Source organism: Streptomyces alkaliterrae, from assembly GCF_007097205.2.
GTDB classification, from domain to species: domain Bacteria; phylum Actinomycetota; class Actinomycetes; order Streptomycetales; family Streptomycetaceae; genus Streptomyces; species Streptomyces alkaliterrae.
Genome location: NZ_VJYK02000096.1, coordinates 1 through 17,847, shown reverse-complemented (window position 1 = coordinate 17,847; position 17,847 = coordinate 1). Strand labels below are relative to the sequence as shown.

Here is a 17,847-nt window from a genome sequence, read left to right as displayed (position 1 = left end):
GTGGGGGCGTGCGTCGGGAGGGCACGCCTCAGCGTGGACATCGGTCCATGCCGCCGTGCCCGCCGCCGCTGACGCCGCCTACCCGGCCGCCGCGCAGATCGAAGGAGGAGAACACCTCACCCGTCATGTCAGAAGTCCCAGCCGTCCTCGTCGGCGGTCGGGCGCTCCTGCCGGGTCTGGTCCGCCGCCTCGGTGAAGGCGTCGCCGGCCATGCCGGCGGTGAGCGTGGTGCCGTCGGCGGGGTCGATGAGCAGGAAGGAACCGGTGCGCCGGGAGGTGCTGTAGTCGTCCACGGCGAGCGGCTCGGCGGTGCGCAGCACGACCCGGCCGATGTCGTTGGGAAGCAGCTCGCCCGGCTCGCTCTGCTGTGAGAGGTCGTCGAGGGTGAGCCGGGAGGGGATCTGCTTGACGATCGCCTTGACCGTGCGGGTGGTGTGCTTGAGCAGCACCCGGGCCCCGGGCCGCAGCGGGCTGTCGTGCAGGTGGCAGACGGTGGCGGTCAGGTCCTGGCTGGGGGCGGGCCGCTCGTCGGCGGGGACGAGGAGGTCGCCTCGGGAGATGTCGAGGTCGTCGGCGAGCCGGACGGTGACCGACTGCGGGGCCCAGGCGACGTCGACGGGACGGCCGAGGTTGTCGATGCCCTCGATGGTGCTGGTCCGGCCCGACGGCAGCACGGTCACCTGCTGCCCGACCCGCAGCACACCGGCGTTCAACTGGCCTGCGTAGCCCCGGTAGTCGGGGTGTTCGGCCGACTGCGGGCGGATGACGTACTGGACGGGGAAGCGGGCGGCCTCCACCGACGGGTCGTGGGTGACCGGGACGGTCTCCAGGTGCTCCAGCACGGTCGGGCCCGCGTACCAGTCCATGGTGGCGGAGGGGGTGACGACGTTGTCGCCGGCCAGCGCGGAGATCGGGATGGCGGTGATCTCCGGCACGCCGAGGGAGGCGGCGTAGGCGGTGAACTCCTTCGCGATGGCCGCGAAGACGGGCTCGGCGTAGTCGACGAGGTCCATCTTGTTGACCGCGAGCACCACGTGCGGGACGCGCAGCAGGGCGGCGACGGCCGCGTGCCGGCGGGTCTGCTCGACGACGCCGTTGCGGGCGTCGACGAGGATGATCGCCAGCTCGGCGGTGGAGGCGCCGGTGACCATGTTGCGGGTGTACTGCACGTGGCCGGGAGTGTCGGCGAGGATGAACCGCCGCCGGGGCGTGGCGAAGTAGCGGTAGGCCACGTCGATGGTGATGCCCTGCTCCCGCTCGGCGCGCAGCCCGTCGGTGAGCAGCGCCAGGTCGGGGGCGTCCTGGCCGCGGTTGCGGGAGGCGTGCTCGACGGCCTCCAGCTGGTCGGCGAGTACCGACTTGGAGTCGTGCAGCAGCCGCCCGACGAGGGTGGACTTGCCGTCGTCGACGGACCCGGCGGTGGCGAAGCGCAGCAGCGAGGTGGCGGACGTCGCCTCGGTGAGATCGGTGAGATCGGTGTGGCCGGTCGTGGTGGACATCAGAAGTACCCCTCGCGCTTGCGGTCTTCCATCGCGGCCTCGGAGAGCTTGTCGTCGGCGCGGGTGGCGCCGCGCTCGGTGAGCCGGGAGGCGGCGATCTCGTTGATGACCTTCTCGATCGTGTCGGCGTCGGAGTCGACCGCGCCGGTGCAGGACATGTCGCCGACCGTGCGGTAGCGGACCAGGCGGCGTTCCAGGCTCTCGCCGTCCTTCGGGCCGCCCCACTCGCCGGGCGCCAGCCACATGCCGGAGCGCTGGAAGACCTCTCGCTTGTGCGCGTAGTAGATCTCCGGCAGCTCGATGCCCTCACGCGCGATGTACTGCCACACGTCCAGTTCGGTCCAGTTGGACAGCGGGAAGACGCGGACGTGCTCGCCGGGCGCGTGGCGGCCGTTGTAGAGCTGCCACAGCTCGGGGCGCTGGCGGCGCGGGTTCCAGGCGCCGAACTCGTCGCGCAGGGAGAACACGCGCTCCTTGGCGCGGGCCTTCTCCTCGTCGCGGCGGCCGCCGCCGAAGACGGCGTCGAAGCGGTTGTCGGTGATCGCCCGCAGCAGCGGCACCGTCTGGAGCGGGTTGCGGGTGCCGTCGGGGCGCTCGCGCAGCTCGCCGCGGTCGATGAACTCCTGCACGGAGGCGACGTGCAGGCGCAGCCCGTGCCGGGCGACCGTGCGGTCGCGGTAGTCGATGACCTCGGGGAAGTTGTGCCCGGTGTCCACGTGCAGCAGCGCGAACGGCACCGGCGCCGGCGTGAACGCCTTCAGCGCCAGGTGCAGCATCACGATGGAGTCCTTGCCGCCGGAGAAGAGGATCACCGGCCGCTCGAACTCGCCCGCGACCTCACGGAAGACGTGCACCGCCTCGGACTCCAGCGCGTCCAGGTGGCTCAGGGCGTACGGGTTGTCCGTCTCCTCGGTGACGGCGGTGACGGTGCTCACGCGAGTCCCCTCTCGATCAGCAGGGTGTGCAGGGCGGCGGCGGACTCCTCGACGCCCTGCTCGTGGGCGTGGATGCGCAGGTCCGGGTCGGTCGGCGCCTCGTAGGGGTCGTCGACGCCGGTGAGGCCGGTCAGCTCGCCGGCCGCCTGACGGGCGTACAGCCCCTTGACGTCGCGCTCGGAGCAGACCTCCACCGGTGTCGCGACGTGCACCTCGAGATAGCCGGTGCCCTCGTGCTGGTGCCGCTTGCGGACGGCTTCCCGGGAGTCCGCGTACGGTGCGATCACCGGAACGAGGGCCTTGACGCCGTTGGAGGCGAGCAGTTCGGCGACAAAGCCGATCCGCTGCACGTTCTGGTGCCGGTCCTCACGCGAGAAGCCGAGGCCCGCGGAGAGGAACTCCCGGATCTCGTCGCCGTCCAGGACCTCCACCCGGTGGCCCTCGGCGCGCAGCCGCTCGGCGAGCGCCCGCGCGATCGTCGTCTTGCCGGCGCTGGGCAGGCCGGTCAGCCATACCGTCGCGCCGCTGGTCACCGCTGTCATCTCCCGCTCCCTGCCGGATGTCGTGTCGGTCATCAGCCGTGCAGTCCGCACTCGGTCTTGCCGCGGCCGGCCCAGCGGCCGGCCCTGGCGTCCTCGCCCGGACGCACCCGGCGGGTGCAGGGCGCGCAGCCGACGGAGGCGTAGCCGTCCATCAGCAGCGGGTTCGTCAGCACGCCGTGCTCGTCCACGTAGGCGTCCACGTCCTGCTGGGTCCAGCGGGCGATGGGGGAGACCTTGACCTTGCCGCGCCCCTCGTCCCAGCCGACGACCGGGGTGTTCGCCCGGGTGGGGGACTCGTCGCGGCGCAGGCCCGTCGCCCACGCCGTGTAGCCGGCCAGGCCGTCCCGCAGCGGGGCGACCTTGCGCAGCGCGCAGCACAGGTCCGGGTCGCGGTCGTGCAGCTTCGGGCCGTACTCGGCGTCCTGCTCCGCGACCGTCTGACGCGGGGTCAGCGTGATGACGTTGACGTCCATCACGGCGGCGACCGCGTCCCGGGTGCCGATGGTCTCCGGGAAGTGGTAGCCGGTGTCCAGGAAGACGACGTCCACGCCGGGGAACGCGCGGGAGGCCAGATGGGCCACCACGGCGTCCTCCATCGAGGAGGTCACGCAGAACTCCCTGCCGAAGGTCTCGGCCGCCCAGCGCAGGATCTCCAGCGCGGGGGCCTCCTCCAGCTCGCGGCCCGCCCGCTCGGCGAGCGCCCGCAGATCCGTGCCGTCGGTGCTCATCGGTTGTCCCCCCTGTGCCGGCCGGTGTTCTCGAAGCCCGCCGCGAGCAGGCCGAGGAACTTCAGCTGGAAGGCGCGGTTGCAGTCGGCGCACTCCCAGGCACCGTGCCCCTGCTCGGAGGGGCGCAGGTCCTCCTCGCCGCAGTACGGGCAGTAGTAGGGCGCGGCTCGCTCGCTCACTTCAGCGCCCCCTCGTCGGCCCGGGCCACCCACTGCGCGAACCGCTCGCCGTCCTCGCGCTGGTCCAGGAAGTTGCGCAGCACCCGCTCGACGTAGTCGGGCAGTCCGGCAGAGGTGACCTTCAGGCCTCGGACCTTGCGGCCGAAGCCGGCCTGGAGGCCCAGCGAGCCGCCGAGGTGCACCTGGAAGCCCTCGACCTGCTCACCGTTCTCGTCGACGACGAGCTGGCCCTTGAGGCCGATGTCGGCGACCTGGATGCGCGCGCAGGAGTTGGGGCAGCCGTTGATGTTGATCGTCAGCGGTTCGTCGAACTCCGGCAGGCGGCGCTCCAGTTCCTCGATGAGGGACTGGCCGCGGCCCTTGGTCTCGACGATCGCCAGCTTGCAGAACTCGATGCCGGTGCAGGCCATGGTGCCGCGCCGGAACGGGGAAGGGGTGGTGGTCAGGCCGAGCGCGGCCAGACCCTCGCGCAGCGAGTCGACCTGCTCCTCGGGCACGTCCAGCACGATCATCTTCTGCTCGGCGGTGGTGCGCACCCGGCCGGAGCCGTGCGCCTCCGCGAGGTCGGCGATCTTGGTGAGCGTGGCGCCGTCCACCCGGCCGACGCGCGGGGCGAAGCCGACGTAGAAGCGGCCGTCCTTCTGCCGGTGCACGCCGACGTGGTCCCGCCAGCGCTCCAGGGGGTCCTTCGGCGCCGGGCCGTCCAGCAGCGGGCGCTTCAGGTACTCCTCCTCGAGCACCCGGCGGAACTCCGCGGCGCCCCAGTCGGCGACGAGGAACTTGATCCGGGCGCGGGTCCGCAGCCGGCGGTAGCCGTAGTCGCGGAAGATCGAGATGATCCCCTCGTAGACGTCCGGGACCTCCTCCAGCGGAACCCAGGTGCCCAGCCGCACACCGATCTTCGGGTTGGTGGACAGGCCGCCGCCCACCCACACGTCGAAGCCAGGACCGTGCTCGGGGTGCTCGACGCCGACAAACGCCACGTCGTTGATCTCGTGGGCGACGTCCAGCAGCGGGGAACCGGAGATCGCGGACTTGAACTTGCGCGGCAGGTTGGAGAAGGCCGGGTTGCCGACCACCCGGCGGTGGATCTCGTCGATCGCCCAGGTGCCGTCGATGATCTCGTCCTCGGCGATGCCCGCGACCGGGGAGCCGAGGATGACCCGCGGGGTGTCGCCGCAGGCCTCGGTCGTCGACAGGCCGACGCCCTCGAGCCGGCGCCAGATCTCCGGCATGTCCTCGATGCGGATCCAGTGGTACTGGACGTTCTGCCGATCGGTGATGTCGGCGGTGCCGCGCGCGAACTCCTCGGAGATCTCGCCGACGACGCGCAGCTGCTCGGTGCTCAGCCGGCCGCCGTCGATGCGCACGCGCAGCATGAAGTACTTGTCGTCCAGCTCCTCCGGCTCCAGCACGGCCGTCTTGCCGCCGTCGATGCCGGGCTTGCGCTGGGTGTAGAGGCCCCACCAGCGCATGCGTCCGCGCAGGTCGGCGCCGTCGATGGAGTCGAAGCCGCGGTGGGCGTAGATCGTCTCAATGCGTGTCCGCACGTTGAGACCATCGTCGTCCTTCTTGGTCTGCTCGTTCGCGTTGAGCGGTGTCAGGTGCCCCTTGGCCCACTGCCCCTCGCCCCGGTGGCGGCTCGCCTTGCGGCGGGCTGGGGTTGCAGCGGTCGGCTTGGCGTTGTCGGCCATTGCGATATGTCCTTCGGACTGACGAGAGCGGCTCTGACCTGCCGGTTCGGGCACAGGGGTGCCCACGGCAGAGGTGGGGTGGAGTCAGGGAGTGAAGCGCCCGCGGCGGTGGGGGCGGTTCGGGAGGTGCGGCGCTGAGACTGTCAGCCCGCTCAACACATGGCGCTGGACATGCGGCCGAGGTCGACGTGCCGCCGACAGACCAAGGCAATTCCAGCTCGAGACATGACGGAAGACTCGCACGGCGATTTGGATTCAGTCCAGCTTTATCCAGGATGTGGACACGTGCGTCTTGTTGTGCGAGATGCTGTGTGGTGGGTCACACCGCGGGTCGTGCTGCGGGTCACGCCTGGGGGAACGCTCCGGGCCAGGGGCCGGGCGTCGGAACATCGGGCTCCGGTTCGGTCCGTGTCTCGAACACCCGGAAGCCCCGCCGCTCGTAGTTGGCGAGCGCGTGCGGCCCGTCCTTGCTGCACGTGTGCAGCCACACCCGGCGTGTCGCCGGGCGCTCGGGCCACCGGTCGGCGAGGTCCCAGGCGCGGGCCGCGCCGTGGCTCAGCAGCGCGCCGCCCAGACCCCGGCCGCGGAACGCGGGCAGCAGGCCGAAGTAGCTGATCTCCACCACGCCGTCCGGCTGGGCGTCCAGCTCGATGTAGCCGGCCGGGGTGTCCGCAGCGTACGTCACCCAGGTCTCGGTGCCCGGGCGCTCCAGGAACTCCCGCCACCGGGCGTGGCTCCAGCCCAGCCGGTCGGTCCAGGTGAGGTCACCGCCGACCGCCGTGTAGAGGAACCTGCTGAACTCCGGAGACGGCACCGCCGCCCGGGCGATCCGCACCTGTGTGCCCTCGGGGCCGCTGTCCGAGTCGTGGACACCGGTCCGAGGCGCGGACGGAATCAGCTGGTCGGGCGAGGTCTGCTCAAGCGACCAGGTGGTGACGTCGATCGTGCTCATACGGCAGATCCTCGCAGACCCGCCGGCCGGCGGGTCTGCGAGGTCGACGGCCTCGGGGTGCGGCGGTCGGCGTCAGCGGCCGGTCGGCTCAGCGGGCGACGGGCCGGGCCCGCTCGGCGACGGCGGCCAGGTCGAGCCCCGTCGGCAGCGTGCCGAAGGCGTGACCCCGTTCGCCGCCCAGCCGGGAGGCGCAGAACGCGTCCGCCACCTCCGGCGGCGCGTACCGCACCAGCAGCGATCCCTGGAGCAGCAGCGCCATGCGCTCCACCAGCCGCCGCGCGCCCGCCTCGGCGCCGGCCAGGTCGGCCAGCTCCGTCAGCAGCTCCTTGAGCGCCGCGTCCAACCGGTGGTCGGCGCCGCGCGCCGAGCCCACCTCCGTGAGGAAGGCGTCGAGCACCTGCGGCGAGCGGCCGAGCGCGCGCAGCACGTCGAGCGCCTGCACATTGCCCGAGCCCTCCCAGATCGAGTTCAGCGGCGACTCCCGCAGCAGCCGGGGCATGCCGGACTCCTCGACGTAGCCGTTGCCGCCCAGGCACTCCAGCGCCTCCGCGGTCACCGGGGTGCAGCGCTTGGTCACCCAGTACTTGGCGGCCGGTACCGCCAGCCGCAGCAGTTGGGCAGCGCCCTCGTCGCCGCTCTCCGCCGCGTCCGCCGCCGACGCCAGCCGCAGCGCCAGCCACATCGCGGCCTCCGACTCCAGCGCCAGGTCGGCGAGCACGTTCCGCATCAGCGGCTTGTCGAGCAGCGGACCGCCGAACGCGCTCCGGTACGCCGCGTGGTGCGTGGCCTGGGCGACGGCCTGCCGCATGAGCGCCGCCGAGCCGGTCACGCAGTCCAGCCGGGTCGCGGCCACCATCTCGATGATGGTCCGCACCCCCCGGCCCTCCTCGCCGACCCGCCAGGCCAGCGTCGTACCGTCGAACTCGACCTCGCTCGAGGCGTTGGAACGGTTGCCCAGCTTCTCCTTCAGCCGCTGGACGCGGAAGGTGTTGCGGCCGCCGTCCGGCAGCACCCTGGGCAGCAGGAAGCAGGTCAGCCCGCCGGGCCCGTCACCGCCCTCGGCCTGCGCCAGCACCAGGAAGACGTCCGACATCGGCGCCGAGCAGAACCACTTGTGGCCGGTGAGCGCGTACACGCCGGGCTCGGCGGTGGCGACCGCGCGTGTGGTGTTGGCCCTTACGTCGGAGCCGCCCTGCTTCTCGGTCATGCCCATACCCGCCAGCGCGCCGGCCTTCGTGCCCGCCTCGCGCAGCCCCGGCTCGTAGACCCGGGACGTCAGTCGGGGCACCCATGTCGCCGCCAGTTCGGGTTCCGCGCGCAGCGCCGGCACCGCGGCGTGCGTCATCGACAGCGGGCAGCCGTGGCCGGCCTCGGCCTGCGTCCACACGTAGAACCCCGCCGTGCGGCGGAACTGGCCGTCCGGCCTGGACCAGGCGTCGGTCAGCCCGCCGGCGACCGCACGGTCCAGCAGTCGGTGCCAGTCCGGGTGGAAGTCGACCTCGTCGATCCGGTTGCCGTAGCGGTCGTGGGTGCGCAGCACCGGCGGGTACTCGTTGGCCCGCACGCCCCACTCCCGCACCTCGGCGGAGCCGGCGTCGCGGCCCAGCGCGGAGAGCGCCGCGGCCGGCTCGGGATCGGCCGGCGACGTGTCACCCCGCCGTGCCCCGAAGGCCGCGACGGCCTCGGTGAGAGCGGCGTCCGTGGCGTAGACGTCGTAGTCGGCGAGCGGCGGGGGCTGATTGGTCACGGTGTGCGTCGACGATGGCATGGGCACACGGTAGGGCGCGCCCGCCCGTGCGTCACCCGTGCACGGACAGTCCCGTCCGCCGGATACGTTAAAGGGTGTGCACGCAGCGACCACACCTCCCGACGAACCGTCCGAGCAGCAGCCGAGGACGAGTCCGCGCTATCGGGACATCCCCAAACGGCGGCTGGTGTGGCTCCTGCTGAAGGACACCGTCAACTCCTGCATCGAGTACCGCATCCTCGGACTCGCGGCGGAGGCCGCGTTCTTCACCCTGCTGTCCCTCCCGCCGCTGCTGCTCGGCCTGATCGGCCTGCTGGGCTACCTGGACGTGTGGATCGGCACCGACACCATCGCCAGCGTCCGGGAGAACATCCTCGAGGCCTCGGCCACTGTCCTTTCGGAACGCAGCGTCAACGAGATCGCGGAACCGCTGATCGACGACGTCATCCGGGGCGGCCGACCGGACCTCATCTCCTTCGGTTTTGTCCTCGCCCTGTGGTCCGGCTCCCGCGCCGTCAACGTCTTCATCGACACCATCACCGTGATGTACGGGCTGGACGGGCACCGCGGCATCGTCAAGACCCGGCTGCTGGCCTTCCTGCTGTACGTCATCGCGCTGCTGATGGGCGCCGTGGCGCTGCCGCTGATGGTGATCGGTCCGGACGTGGTGATCAGCTGGGTGCCGCAACTGGAGTGGGTCGTCTCGGTCTTCTACTGGCCCGTCGTGCTGCTGCTGTCGATCGTCTTTCTGACCACCCTGTTCCACGTGTCGGTGCCGGTGCGCTCGCCGTGGCGGGAGGACGTGCCCGGCGCGCTGGTAGCACTGCTGATGTGGGTCGGTGGCAGCTTCCTGCTGCGGCTCTACCTCACCAACACGGTCGAGGGCCCCACCATCTACGGCTCGCTCGCGGCGCCCGTGGCGATCCTGCTGTGGATCTTCATCTCGGCGTTCGCCGTGCTCGTCGGCGCGGCCGTGAACGCGGCCATCGACCGGGTCTGGCCGTCCGTCGCCACCGCCGCCGCCCGGCGCGCCACCGAACGGCAGAAGGAGGCCGAGGCGGCCGAGATGGTCGCCGCCGCCAAGGCCCGCCGTGAGCAGGAGGAACGCGACCGGCGGGAGGCCGCCGCCGAGGACGCCGAGGACGGCGAGGACGACGGCGAGGACGACGACTGGGGGAGCACCCGCTGGCAGGGCGAGGAGCCGCCCGAGTTCCCCGAGCGCTGGGCCCGCTTCCTGCCGCCGGACGACGTTCGCGGCCGCTTCAAGGGCCCGCACAAGGACTGACCGGCCCGTACCGGGGCTGACCCGGCGGCCTGCCCGGGCACGCGCTGATGCCGGGCCGTTATCCCGGCCCGTTAGGTTGGCCGGGTGGAGTCAGCAACGGGGACGCCGGCGGAACAGCCGGCGAGCAGGCGAGCGGCGTACCGGGACGTACCCAAGCGGAAGCTGACCTATCTGCTGTTGAAGGACACCTACCGGTCCTGTGTGGAGTACCGGGTCGTCGGCATGTCCGCCGAGGCCGCCTTCTTCACCATGCTCTCCCTGCCGGCGCTGCTGCTCGGCCTGGTCGGGCTGGTCGGCGCGGTCGACTCCGTGGCCGGCACCACCGTGCTGCACACCGTGCGCCGCCGCATCCTGGACGCGTCCGCCCTGCTGCTGTCCGAACGCGGCGTCGACGAACTGGTCACCCCGCTCGTCGACGACCTCGTCTCCGGCGCCAGGCCGGCGGTGCTCTCCTTCGGCTTCGTCTTCGCGCTCTGGTCCGGATCGCGCGCCATGAACGTCTTCATCGGCACGATCACCGTCATGTACGGCCTGGACGGCTACCGCAACCCGGTCGCCACCCGGCTGCTGGCCTTCGGGCTCTGCGCGGCCGGGCTGGTCGTCGGCGCGCTGGTGGTGCCGATGACCCTGATCGGACCCCGGCTGGCGGTCGCCCGCTGGCCCGAGCTGTCCGGACTGATCGCGGTCGTCTACTGGCCCCTGGTCCTGCTGCTCGCGGTCTCCTTCCTGGCCACGCTCTACCACGTGTCGGTGCCGGTGCGCTCGCCGTGGCGGGAGGACGTGCCCGGTGCGCTGGTGTGCCTGCTGCTGTGGACGCTGTGCGCCGTCGCGCTCAAGGCGTACCTGCGCGGCGCCGTGGAGGGCCAGAGCATCTACGGCTCGCTCGCCGCCCCGGTCGCCGTCCTGCTGTGGCTGGGCATGTCGGCCTTCGCCGTACTCGTCGGCGCGGCCGTCAACGCGGCCGTCGACCGGGTCTGGCCGGCCGCCACCACCGCCGCCGCCCGGGCCAGGAACGAACGGGCCAGGGAGGACGCGGCACGGGCCATGGTGGCCGCTGTCGTCGAGCGCCGCTCCCGCGCCGAGACGGCCGGTCTCGACGCCGAGCAGGACGCCCGGGACTTCGAGCTCACCCGCCGACTCAGGCACCTGATGGACACCCCGGAGGTCCGCGACCAGCTCGACCGGTTGCGGGACACCACTCGAAGAATCGGACGAAGGATGACAGAGTAGGTGTGATCGCCTGCCACTGCGGGGGTTCCCGATGGACGCACAGGGAGTGGTCTCCACCACGGTGACACCACCGGCCGGCTGGCCCGCCAGCCCCGAGAGCACGCTCGCCCTGAACCGCCTGGGCACCTTCGACTGGGACCTCGACCAGGCGCTGATGTACATGGACGCCACCGCCCTGGCGCTGATGGGCACCCGCCCGGACGAGTACGACCTCCGCCCGGCCTCGCTCACCGCCAGCGTCCCCCGCGCCGAGGCCGCGCGCCTGGACCTGGTGGTCTCCCAGGCGCTCAAGGACGGCCGCGAGGGCTACGCCACCCGCTTCCGGGTCCGCCACCGGGACGGAGGGGAGAGGATCGTGCACACCCAGGCCCGCATCCTGCGCACCCCCCAGGGCCGACCGCACCGGATCATCGGCGTCCTGCGGGACGTCACCGACGAGAGCGAGCTGCCGCTCGACCGGCTCACCCTGGACGCGGAGCAGCGCGAGAGCTCGGTCGTGGAGGAGACCACCGCAGCCCTCGCCCACGCCCGCAGCGTCCGGGACGTCCTGGACGTGCTGGAGAGCCCGCTGGGACTCGGCCGGCTCGGCGCCGTGAGCATCATGCTCGGACTCGTCGAGGCGGGCCACGTCCAGCTCCTCGCCGAGGGCCGCACCAGCGCCTACGTCCCCGAACTGGAGTACACCAGGGTCGAGGCGGACTTCCCGATGAGCGAGGTCGTCCGCACGATGAAGCCGCTGTTCATCCTCTCCCGGCAGGACTTCGCCCGCCGCTACCCGAGGCTGTGGCCCTACATCGAGCCGCTGGAGGCCAGCGCCGCCGCCTACCTGCCGCTGGTCGCCCAGGGCAAGGTCATCGGCGCGATGGGCCTGCTCTACCGCGACAAGCACCACTTCACCCACCAGGAACGCACCCTGCTCACCGCGATGACCAGCAGCATCGCGCAGGGCCTGCAGCGCGCCCAGCTCTTCGACCAGGGTCTGGAGCTGGCCGAGAACCTCCAGCGGTTCATGCTGCCGCACACCATCCCGCACCTCCAGGGCGTGCGCACCGCCGTCAGCTACCGGCCGGCCCGCGAGGTGCGGGACATCGGTGGCGACTGGTACGACGTCATCCCCCTGCCCGGCGGCCGGGTCGCCTGCGTCATCGGCGACGTCCAGGGACACGACACCCACGCCGCCGCCGTCATGGGCCAGTTGCGCATCGTCCTGCGCGCCTACGCCACCGAGGGCCACACCGCCTCCACCGTGATGGCCCGTGCCTCCACCTTCCTCGCCGACCTGGACACCGACCGGTTCGCGACCTGCCTCTACGCCGAGATGGACCCCTCCACCGGCTGGCTGCGCATGGTCCGCGCCGGCCACCTCGACCCGTTGCTGATCCGCGCCGACGGCAGCTGCCGGGTCCTGCCGGTGATGGGCTCCCTCCCGCTCGGCCTGCTCCACCTGGGCCCGCTCGACTACCGCGAGACCGCGCTGGAACTGGAGATCGGCGAAACGCTGCTGATGTTCACCGACGGGCTCGTCGAACGGCCCGGCAGCGATCTGGAGGAGTCCGTCGAGGAGTTGGCGCGAGCGGTAACGCAGGGCCCGCTCCACGACCTGGACCGGCTCGCCGACTGGCTGACCGAGGCACCCGCCGAGGCGTCCGGCGCCGACGACATCGCCCTGCTGCTCGTCCGCCGCGACCAGACCGCCGCCCCCCAACTGGGCCGGCGGCTCCACCAGTACATCGCCCCCGGCGACCTGCGCGCGCTCGGCGGCGTCCGCCAGATGGTCCGCGCCGCCACCCGCGCCTGGCGCGCCGACCGGCACATCGACGACATCGCGCTGGCCGCCCATGAACTGGCCGCCAACGCCCTCGTCCACACCGACGGCGGCGTCACCGTCACCGTTCGACTGCTCGGCGGCCCCGAACGCCGCCTGCGCATCGAGGTCACCGACCGCTCCACCGACCACCCCGAGATGCGCGACGCCGACGACTGGCACCGCACCGGGCGGGGGCTGATGCTGGTGGACCGGCTCGCCGACCTGTGGGGCGTGGAGTCGCGCGGCGCTGGCAAGTGCGTGTGGTGCGAGTTCCTCAGCCCCGGCGCCCACGCGAGCTGAACAGGCCGCACGTCGACTCCCCGGAAGCCACCCGTCCGGGCGATCACCACCGGTAGGCTCGCCGTATGCGGGCAGACGAGGGCACCACCACGGGCCGCGCCGCCACACCGGGCGCCACCGGCTACGAACTGAGGGGCGACGTCCCCGCGCCGGCGGCCGGGAGCACGCGTCGCGGGCGGCTCGTGGCCGTCAGCGACCTGCATATCCGCTACCCGGAGAACCGCAAGATCACCGATGCGCTGCGCCCGGCGGACGCCGACGACTGGCTGCTCGTCGCCGGTGACGTCGCCGAGCGGGTCGGGGACATCGAGTGGGCGCTGGGCACCCTCGCCGAACGCTTCGCCAAGGTCGTCTGGGTGCCCGGCAACCACGAACTGTGGACCGTCAACGACGACCCGGTACAGCTGCGCGGCGAGGAGCGCTACCGCCATCTGGTGGAGATCTGCCGCGAGTTGGGCGTCGTCACACCCGAAGACGACTACCCCGTCTTCGAAGGCGTGGGCGGACCCGTGGTCGTCGCCCCGCTCTTCACGCTGTACGACTACACGTTCCGGCCCGCGGGCACGCACACCACGGCCGAAGCGCTCGCCCGCGCCGAACAGGCCGGAGTCGTGTGCACGGACGAGTTCATGCTGCACCCCGACCCCCACCCCGGCCGCGAGGACTGGTGCCGGGAACGACTGCGCTACACCGAGCGGCGCCTGGACGCCCTGCCGCCCGACCTGCCCACCGTCCTGGTCAACCACCACCCGCTGGTCCGCCGCCCCACCGAGGTGCTGCGCTACCCGGAGTTCGCGCTCTGGTGCGGCACCGAGGCGACCGCCGACTGGCCGCGCAGGTACCGGGCCGCCTGCGTCGTCTACGGCCATCTGCACATTCCGCGGCTGCTGTGGCACGACGGGGTGCCCCACCAGGAGGTCTCCCTGGGCTACCCGCGCGAGTGGCGCGGGCGCCCGCACGCGGTGCCCGGCCGACCCGTGCAGATCCTCCCGGTCCCGCGGCCGCCGGCGGCGTGAGCCGGGCCGGGCGGCCGGTCTCCGACCGGTCGTCGGGCGGCCGGTTGGTCGTCGGGTGTCGGTTGGCCGTCAGTTGGTCGTCGCTTGGCCGTCCGGTGACCGCCCGGTGGTCGTCGGGTGGCCGTCGGGCAGGTCGGAAAACACTTCGCCGTCGACGGTGAGAAGGGGTTAGTGTCCGCGGTGGCACGGGAGAGGCCCGGGCACCGGCGCGCCGCGGCGCGCAGCGGACAGAGGCGGGAGGTGCGGACGATGACCGTCTTCCACACCAGCGCGTACAGCGCCATCGGACATCTCGACCACCTCCAGGCGGCCGCCGGCTGACGTCTCGTCGGGGCCGCCCCTCCGAAGGGCTCCCCTTGCCTCACCAGCTTCACCACACCTCCGCGCACCCGCTCAGCGACTACGGCTGGGACGACGGGTACGCGGCCGACTTCCATCACCACGCCTCTCGCGGCCTGCTGCCCGGCCGGGTCGTCCGCGTCGACCGGGGCCGCCTCGACGCGGTGGTCGCCGACGGCGACGGCGTGACCACCGTGCTCGCCGACACCGCCCCTGTGGCCACCAGCGACCCCATGCGGGTGCCCTGCACCGGCGACTGGGTCGCCCTCGACACGACCTCGCCGGGCGGCCCGTACGTGCGAGCGGTTCTGCCCCGACGCACGTCGTTCGCCCGATCGACCTCCTCCAAGCGCTCCGAGGCGCAGGTGCTCGCGGTCAACGTCGACCACAGCGTGGTCTGCGTCTCCCTTTCCTCCGACCCCGACCTGGCCAGGATCGAACGCTTCGTCTCCCTCGCCTGGGCCAGCGGAAGCGTGCCCGTGGTCGTCCTCACCAAGCTGGACGTGGCGCCCGACCACGCCCATCTGACCGCGGACGTCAGGTCCGTGGCGCCGGGCGTGGACGTGGTCCCGGTCAGCGCCTCCACGGGGACCGGCATCGCGGAGCTGCGCGCCCGGCTGAGCCACGGCACGAGCGTGCTGCTCGGCCAGTCGGGAGCGGGCAAGTCCACTCTCGCCAACGCCCTGATCGGCCGTCACGCCATGACCGTGCAGACCGTCCGGGACCGCGACGACAAGGGCCGACACACCACGACGACCCGTGAACTGCACCTCCTGCCCGACGGCGGCGTCCTCATCGACACACCGGGGCTGCGCGGCGTCGGACTGTGGGACGCCGGGGACGGCATCGACCGCGCGTTCGCGGAGATCGAGGAACTGACCGCCGACTGCCGCTTCCCCGACTGCGGGCACCGCAGCGAGCCCGGATGCGCGGTGCTCGCCGCGCTCGCCGACGGCGGCCTGCCGGCACGCCGTTGGGAGAGCTACCTCAAGCTGCGCCGGGAGAACGAGCGACTGGCCGCCCGGACCGACGCCCGGATCCGCGCCGCGCAGCGCAAGGAGTGGAAGCGCCGGGACGCCGAGGCCCGCGCAGGCCTTGAGCGCAAGCGCGGACGCCTCCGGTAGCCCGCTCTGTTGATCCTGCTTCCCCCGCCTGGGGGAAGCAGGATCAACACAATGGCCGATGCCCGACTGCCGCGCTGCCGCGACTCTGGACACATGGAGTGACGGACCACCGCGATGTCCGATTTCCGCGAGTGATCAGGCTGGGCGCGGGCGCAGACTGGAAGGGTGATGGACGATGACAGCAGGTACGAGGCGGTTCACAGCAGGGACGAGCGGTTCGACGGCGTGTTCTTCACCGCCGTCCTCACCACCGGCATCTACTGCCGCCCCAGCTGCCCGGCGCGCACCCCGAAGAGGGAGAACGTGCGGTTCTACCGCTCGGCCGCCGCCGCGCAGGCGGCCGGCTACCGGGCGTGCCGCCGCTGCCGTCCGGATACCGTCCCCGGCTCGGCCGAGTGGGACGTGCGGGCGGACGCCGTAGGCCGGGCCATGCGGCTGATCGGCGACGGCGTGGTGGACCGGGAGGGCGTGAGCGGGCTCGCCCGGCGGCTCGGCTACAGCGCCCGCCAGGTGCAGCGGCAGCTCACCGCGGAGCTGGGAGCGGGGCCGGTCGCGTTGGCAAGGTGCCGGCGCGCCCAGACGGCGCGGATCCTGCTGCGGACCACCGGGCTGCCGATCACCGAGGTGGCGTTCGCCGCCGGCTTCGCCAGCGTGCGGCAGTTCAACGAGACGATCCGGGAGGTCTACGACCTCACACCCACCGAGGTGCGCGGGGCCTCCGGCGGGACCCCGGCGGACGCCGAGGGCGTCTCCCTCCGCCTCGCCCATCGCGGTCCTTACGCCGCCGGGCCCGTCTTCGACTTCCTGGCGCGGCGGGCGATCGCGGGTGTCGAGGAGGTCGTGGGCGAGCCGGGAGCGCGTTGCTACCGCCGTACCCTCGCCCTCCCCTACGGGCACGCCGTCGCCGAGGTCGGCGAGTACGGCGGGCCGGGCTGGCTACCCTGCCGACTGGTCCTGTCCGACCTGCGGGATCTTGGCTGTGCCGTCCAACGGCTGCGTCGCCTGTTCGACCTGGACGCCGACCCCTACGCGGTGACCGAGCGGCTGGGGGCCGACGCCCGCCTGGGCCCGTTGGTGCGGGAGGCCGAGGGCCTGCGTTCGCCGGGCGCGGTCGACGGCCAGGAGCTGGCCGTACGTGCCGTGCTCGGACAGCAGGTCACCGTGGCGGCGGCGCGTACGCTGGCCGGGCGGCTGGTCGCCGCCTACGGCAAGCCCCTGCCGCACGCCTCCGGTGGCCTGACCCGACTGTTCCCCGCGGCGGAGGCGCTGGCCGAGGCGCCCCTGGCGGAGCTGGGCATGCCGGCAGCCCGGCGGGAGTGCCTGCGCACGCTGACAACGGCCCTCGCGGACGGCGCCGTCGTGCTCGATCCCGGTGCGGATCGCGAGCAGGTCGAACGAGAGCTGATCAACCTGCGCGGAATCGGGCCGTGGACGGCCGGCTACGTGCGGATGCGCGCGCTCGGCGATCCGGACGTGTTCCTCCCCGGTGACGTCGGCGTCCGGCAGGGCCTGGCCCTCCTCGGCGCGACGGCGGCGGACGCCGGGGACTGGCGTCCCTGGCGGTCCTACGCACTGCACCACCTGTGGCGAGCGGCCGCCACGGGCACTCGCACGGCCGGTCGCACGGGCTAGGCCTCCAGGCCCCAGCTGTGGATCCAACGGGGGTGGATGCGGATGATCTCGTTGCTGAAGTGGCTGCCCAGATCGTCGCGTCCGGTGAGGAGTTGTGCCTCACCGCGCACCTCGACGCCACGAACGTGCCACGGGGAGACGCTGACCAGGTCGTCGACGACAAGGGCGACCTTCGGGTTGGACCGCAGGTTCCGCCACTTCTTGGTGCGGGAGAGGGCCTGCCCGCCGACCCAGATCGTGCCGTCGGACTGGGGGAAAAAGCCCACCGGGTTGGCCTGCGGCTGGCCGTCGGGGTCGACGGTCGCCAGCCGGCCGAGCCGCTGGCCGCGGAGGTAGTTGATCTCGGCGGGGCTGAACGACTTGTTGCGGCTCGTATCCGTCATAGGTCGAAGATTCACACACGATCACCGGATGTGCACGGGGGAGGGCGGCACCGCGGACCTGCGGAGTACTGCCGTGCCGTCAAGGTGACGCCGCGTCAGGAGGCTGGTCGGGGTGAAGCTTTGTGTCGAATCGCTGGCCGATTCGGTACAGGCTGGGACAATAGCCGGATGGATGGGCAGGGGGAGAGGCAGCCGGAGCCGGACTGGTGGAGCCGGCTCTACGGCGAGGAGAACACCGACGTCGGCCATGCGCCGGTCGGCGACACCGTCGACGAGCGCTTCGACTCGGCCAGTCGGGCGACCACCGAACGGAGCGGGGCGAGCCGGACCGAGGCGGACCGGACCCTCCCGCTGGGCACCCGTCGGCCGTCCTCCGTCAGAAAGCGGGAGGCCGACTCCTCGGCCGACGGCGGCGGCCAGGGACCCACCGCGCCACCGAGCCCCAGCGGGTCTGT

At 72.4% G+C, this 17,847-nt stretch carries 16 protein-coding genes and 1 pseudogene; 8 read left to right on the top strand and 9 right to left on the bottom strand.

Features of this window, described 5'->3' with window-relative positions:
• Window positions 1-128 precede the first annotated feature (128 nt).
• From FNX44_RS11640 to FNX44_RS11605, 8 genes are all read right to left on the bottom strand, one after another.
• Window positions 129-1,499 carry a sulfate adenylyltransferase subunit 1 gene (locus FNX44_RS11640; protein WP_143647976.1) on the bottom strand — a complete coding sequence of 457 codons (1,371 nt, stop codon included), beginning with the start codon at window positions 1,497-1,499 and terminating at the stop codon, window positions 129-131.
• Window positions 1,499-2,434, bottom strand: coding sequence for a sulfate adenylyltransferase subunit CysD (gene cysD, locus FNX44_RS11635; protein ID WP_143647975.1), 936 nt, complete (start codon window positions 2,432-2,434; stop codon window positions 1,499-1,501). The genes FNX44_RS11640 and cysD overlap by 1 nt, the downstream gene beginning before the upstream one ends.
• Window positions 2,431-3,009 (bottom strand): adenylyl-sulfate kinase, encoded by a 579-nt coding sequence (cysC, locus tag FNX44_RS11630; protein ID WP_173019158.1) that lies wholly within the window; start codon window positions 3,007-3,009, stop codon window positions 2,431-2,433. Before cysC ends, cysD begins: the two co-directional genes overlap by 4 nt.
• Window positions 3,009-3,704 carry a phosphoadenylyl-sulfate reductase gene (locus FNX44_RS11625; RefSeq protein ID WP_143647974.1) on the bottom strand — a complete coding sequence of 232 codons (696 nt, stop codon included), beginning with the start codon at window positions 3,702-3,704 and terminating at the stop codon, window positions 3,009-3,011. Before FNX44_RS11625 ends, cysC begins: the two co-directional genes overlap by 1 nt.
• Entirely contained in the window at window positions 3,701-3,883 is a 183-nt protein-coding gene (locus tag FNX44_RS11620) for a hypothetical protein (protein WP_143647973.1), read from the bottom strand. Before FNX44_RS11620 ends, FNX44_RS11625 begins: the two co-directional genes overlap by 4 nt.
• Window positions 3,880-5,577, bottom strand: a complete 1,698-nt coding sequence (locus FNX44_RS11615; RefSeq protein WP_143647972.1) for a nitrite/sulfite reductase — start codon at window positions 5,575-5,577, stop codon at window positions 3,880-3,882. Before FNX44_RS11615 ends, FNX44_RS11620 begins: the two co-directional genes overlap by 4 nt.
• A gap of 343 nt (window positions 5,578-5,920) precedes the next feature.
• Entirely contained in the window at window positions 5,921-6,529 is a 609-nt protein-coding gene (locus tag FNX44_RS11610) for a GNAT family N-acetyltransferase (RefSeq protein ID WP_143647971.1), read from the bottom strand.
• An 88-nt stretch (window positions 6,530-6,617) separates the two neighbouring features.
• Complete coding sequence (locus FNX44_RS11605) at window positions 6,618-8,297, bottom strand: acyl-CoA dehydrogenase family protein (RefSeq protein WP_143647970.1); 1,680 nt, start codon at window positions 8,295-8,297, stop codon at window positions 6,618-6,620.
• A 76-nt stretch (window positions 8,298-8,373) separates the two neighbouring features.
• On the opposite strand from FNX44_RS11605, the gene FNX44_RS11600 reads away from it, so the two are divergent.
• From FNX44_RS11600 to FNX44_RS11570, 7 genes are all read left to right on the top strand, one after another.
• Window positions 8,374-9,561 carry a YihY/virulence factor BrkB family protein gene (locus tag FNX44_RS11600; RefSeq protein ID WP_407699133.1) on the top strand — a complete coding sequence of 396 codons (1,188 nt, stop codon included), beginning with the start codon at window positions 8,374-8,376 and terminating at the stop codon, window positions 9,559-9,561.
• 84 nt (window positions 9,562-9,645) lie between these two features.
• Entirely contained in the window at window positions 9,646-10,791 is a 1,146-nt protein-coding gene (locus FNX44_RS11595; protein ID WP_181354324.1) for a YihY/virulence factor BrkB family protein, read from the top strand.
• Between the two features lie 31 nt (window positions 10,792-10,822).
• Complete coding sequence (locus tag FNX44_RS11590; protein ID WP_143647969.1) at window positions 10,823-12,898, top strand: SpoIIE family protein phosphatase; 2,076 nt, start codon at window positions 10,823-10,825, stop codon at window positions 12,896-12,898.
• A gap of 65 nt (window positions 12,899-12,963) precedes the next feature.
• Window positions 12,964-13,914, top strand: coding sequence for a metallophosphoesterase family protein (locus FNX44_RS11585; RefSeq protein WP_143647968.1), 951 nt, complete (start codon window positions 12,964-12,966; stop codon window positions 13,912-13,914).
• A 171-nt stretch (window positions 13,915-14,085) separates the two neighbouring features.
• Window positions 14,086-14,235, top strand: coding sequence for a hypothetical protein (locus FNX44_RS11580; protein ID WP_153507160.1), 150 nt, complete (start codon window positions 14,086-14,088; stop codon window positions 14,233-14,235).
• 35 nt (window positions 14,236-14,270) lie between these two features.
• A complete protein-coding gene (gene rsgA / locus FNX44_RS11575) occupies window positions 14,271-15,377 on the top strand; it encodes a ribosome small subunit-dependent GTPase A (RefSeq protein ID WP_143647967.1) in 1,107 nt (368 codons plus the stop codon).
• Window positions 15,378-15,545: 168 nt separating this feature from the next.
• Window positions 15,546-17,009: a DNA-3-methyladenine glycosylase 2 family protein gene (locus FNX44_RS11570; RefSeq protein ID WP_143647966.1), complete on the top strand. Its 1,464-nt coding sequence runs from the start codon at window positions 15,546-15,548 to the stop codon at window positions 17,007-17,009.
• On the opposite strand, the gene FNX44_RS11565 is transcribed toward FNX44_RS11570, so the two are convergent.
• Entirely contained in the window at window positions 17,006-17,392 is a 387-nt protein-coding gene (locus FNX44_RS11565) for a PPOX class F420-dependent oxidoreductase (RefSeq protein ID WP_143647965.1), read from the bottom strand. The two genes, FNX44_RS11570 and FNX44_RS11565, sit on opposite strands and share 4 nt — an antisense overlap.
• A 168-nt stretch (window positions 17,393-17,560) precedes the next feature.
• Between FNX44_RS11565 and FNX44_RS11560 the strand changes: the two are divergent.
• Window positions 17,561-17,847 (top strand): annotated as a pseudogene (locus tag FNX44_RS11560) (hypothetical protein); the annotation flags it as partial.

What these genes read in the sequence shown, in the direction of transcription:
- FNX44_RS11585 (WP_143647968.1), top strand. Translation starts at nt 12,964, where the DNA reads ATGCGGGCAGACGAGGGCACCACCACGGGCCGCGCCGCCACACCGGGC.
- FNX44_RS11610 (WP_143647971.1), bottom strand. Translation starts at nt 6,529, where the DNA reads ATGAGCACGATCGACGTCACCACCTGGTCGCTTGAGCAGACCTCGCCC.
- FNX44_RS11625 (WP_143647974.1), bottom strand. Translation starts at nt 3,704, where the DNA reads ATGAGCACCGACGGCACGGATCTGCGGGCGCTCGCCGAGCGGGCGGGC.
- FNX44_RS11565 (WP_143647965.1), bottom strand. Translation starts at nt 17,392, where the DNA reads ATGACGGATACGAGCCGCAACAAGTCGTTCAGCCCCGCCGAGATCAAC.
- FNX44_RS11615 (WP_143647972.1), bottom strand. Translation starts at nt 5,577, where the DNA reads ATGGCCGACAACGCCAAGCCGACCGCTGCAACCCCAGCCCGCCGCAAG.
- cysC (WP_173019158.1), bottom strand. Translation starts at nt 3,009, where the DNA reads ATGACCGACACGACATCCGGCAGGGAGCGGGAGATGACAGCGGTGACC.
- FNX44_RS11570 (WP_143647966.1), top strand. Translation starts at nt 15,546, where the DNA reads ATGGACGATGACAGCAGGTACGAGGCGGTTCACAGCAGGGACGAGCGG.
- FNX44_RS11590 (WP_143647969.1), top strand. Translation starts at nt 10,823, where the DNA reads ATGGACGCACAGGGAGTGGTCTCCACCACGGTGACACCACCGGCCGGC.
- FNX44_RS11605 (WP_143647970.1), bottom strand. Translation starts at nt 8,297, where the DNA reads ATGCCATCGTCGACGCACACCGTGACCAATCAGCCCCCGCCGCTCGCC.
- FNX44_RS11640 (WP_143647976.1), bottom strand. Translation starts at nt 1,499, where the DNA reads ATGTCCACCACGACCGGCCACACCGATCTCACCGATCTCACCGAGGCG.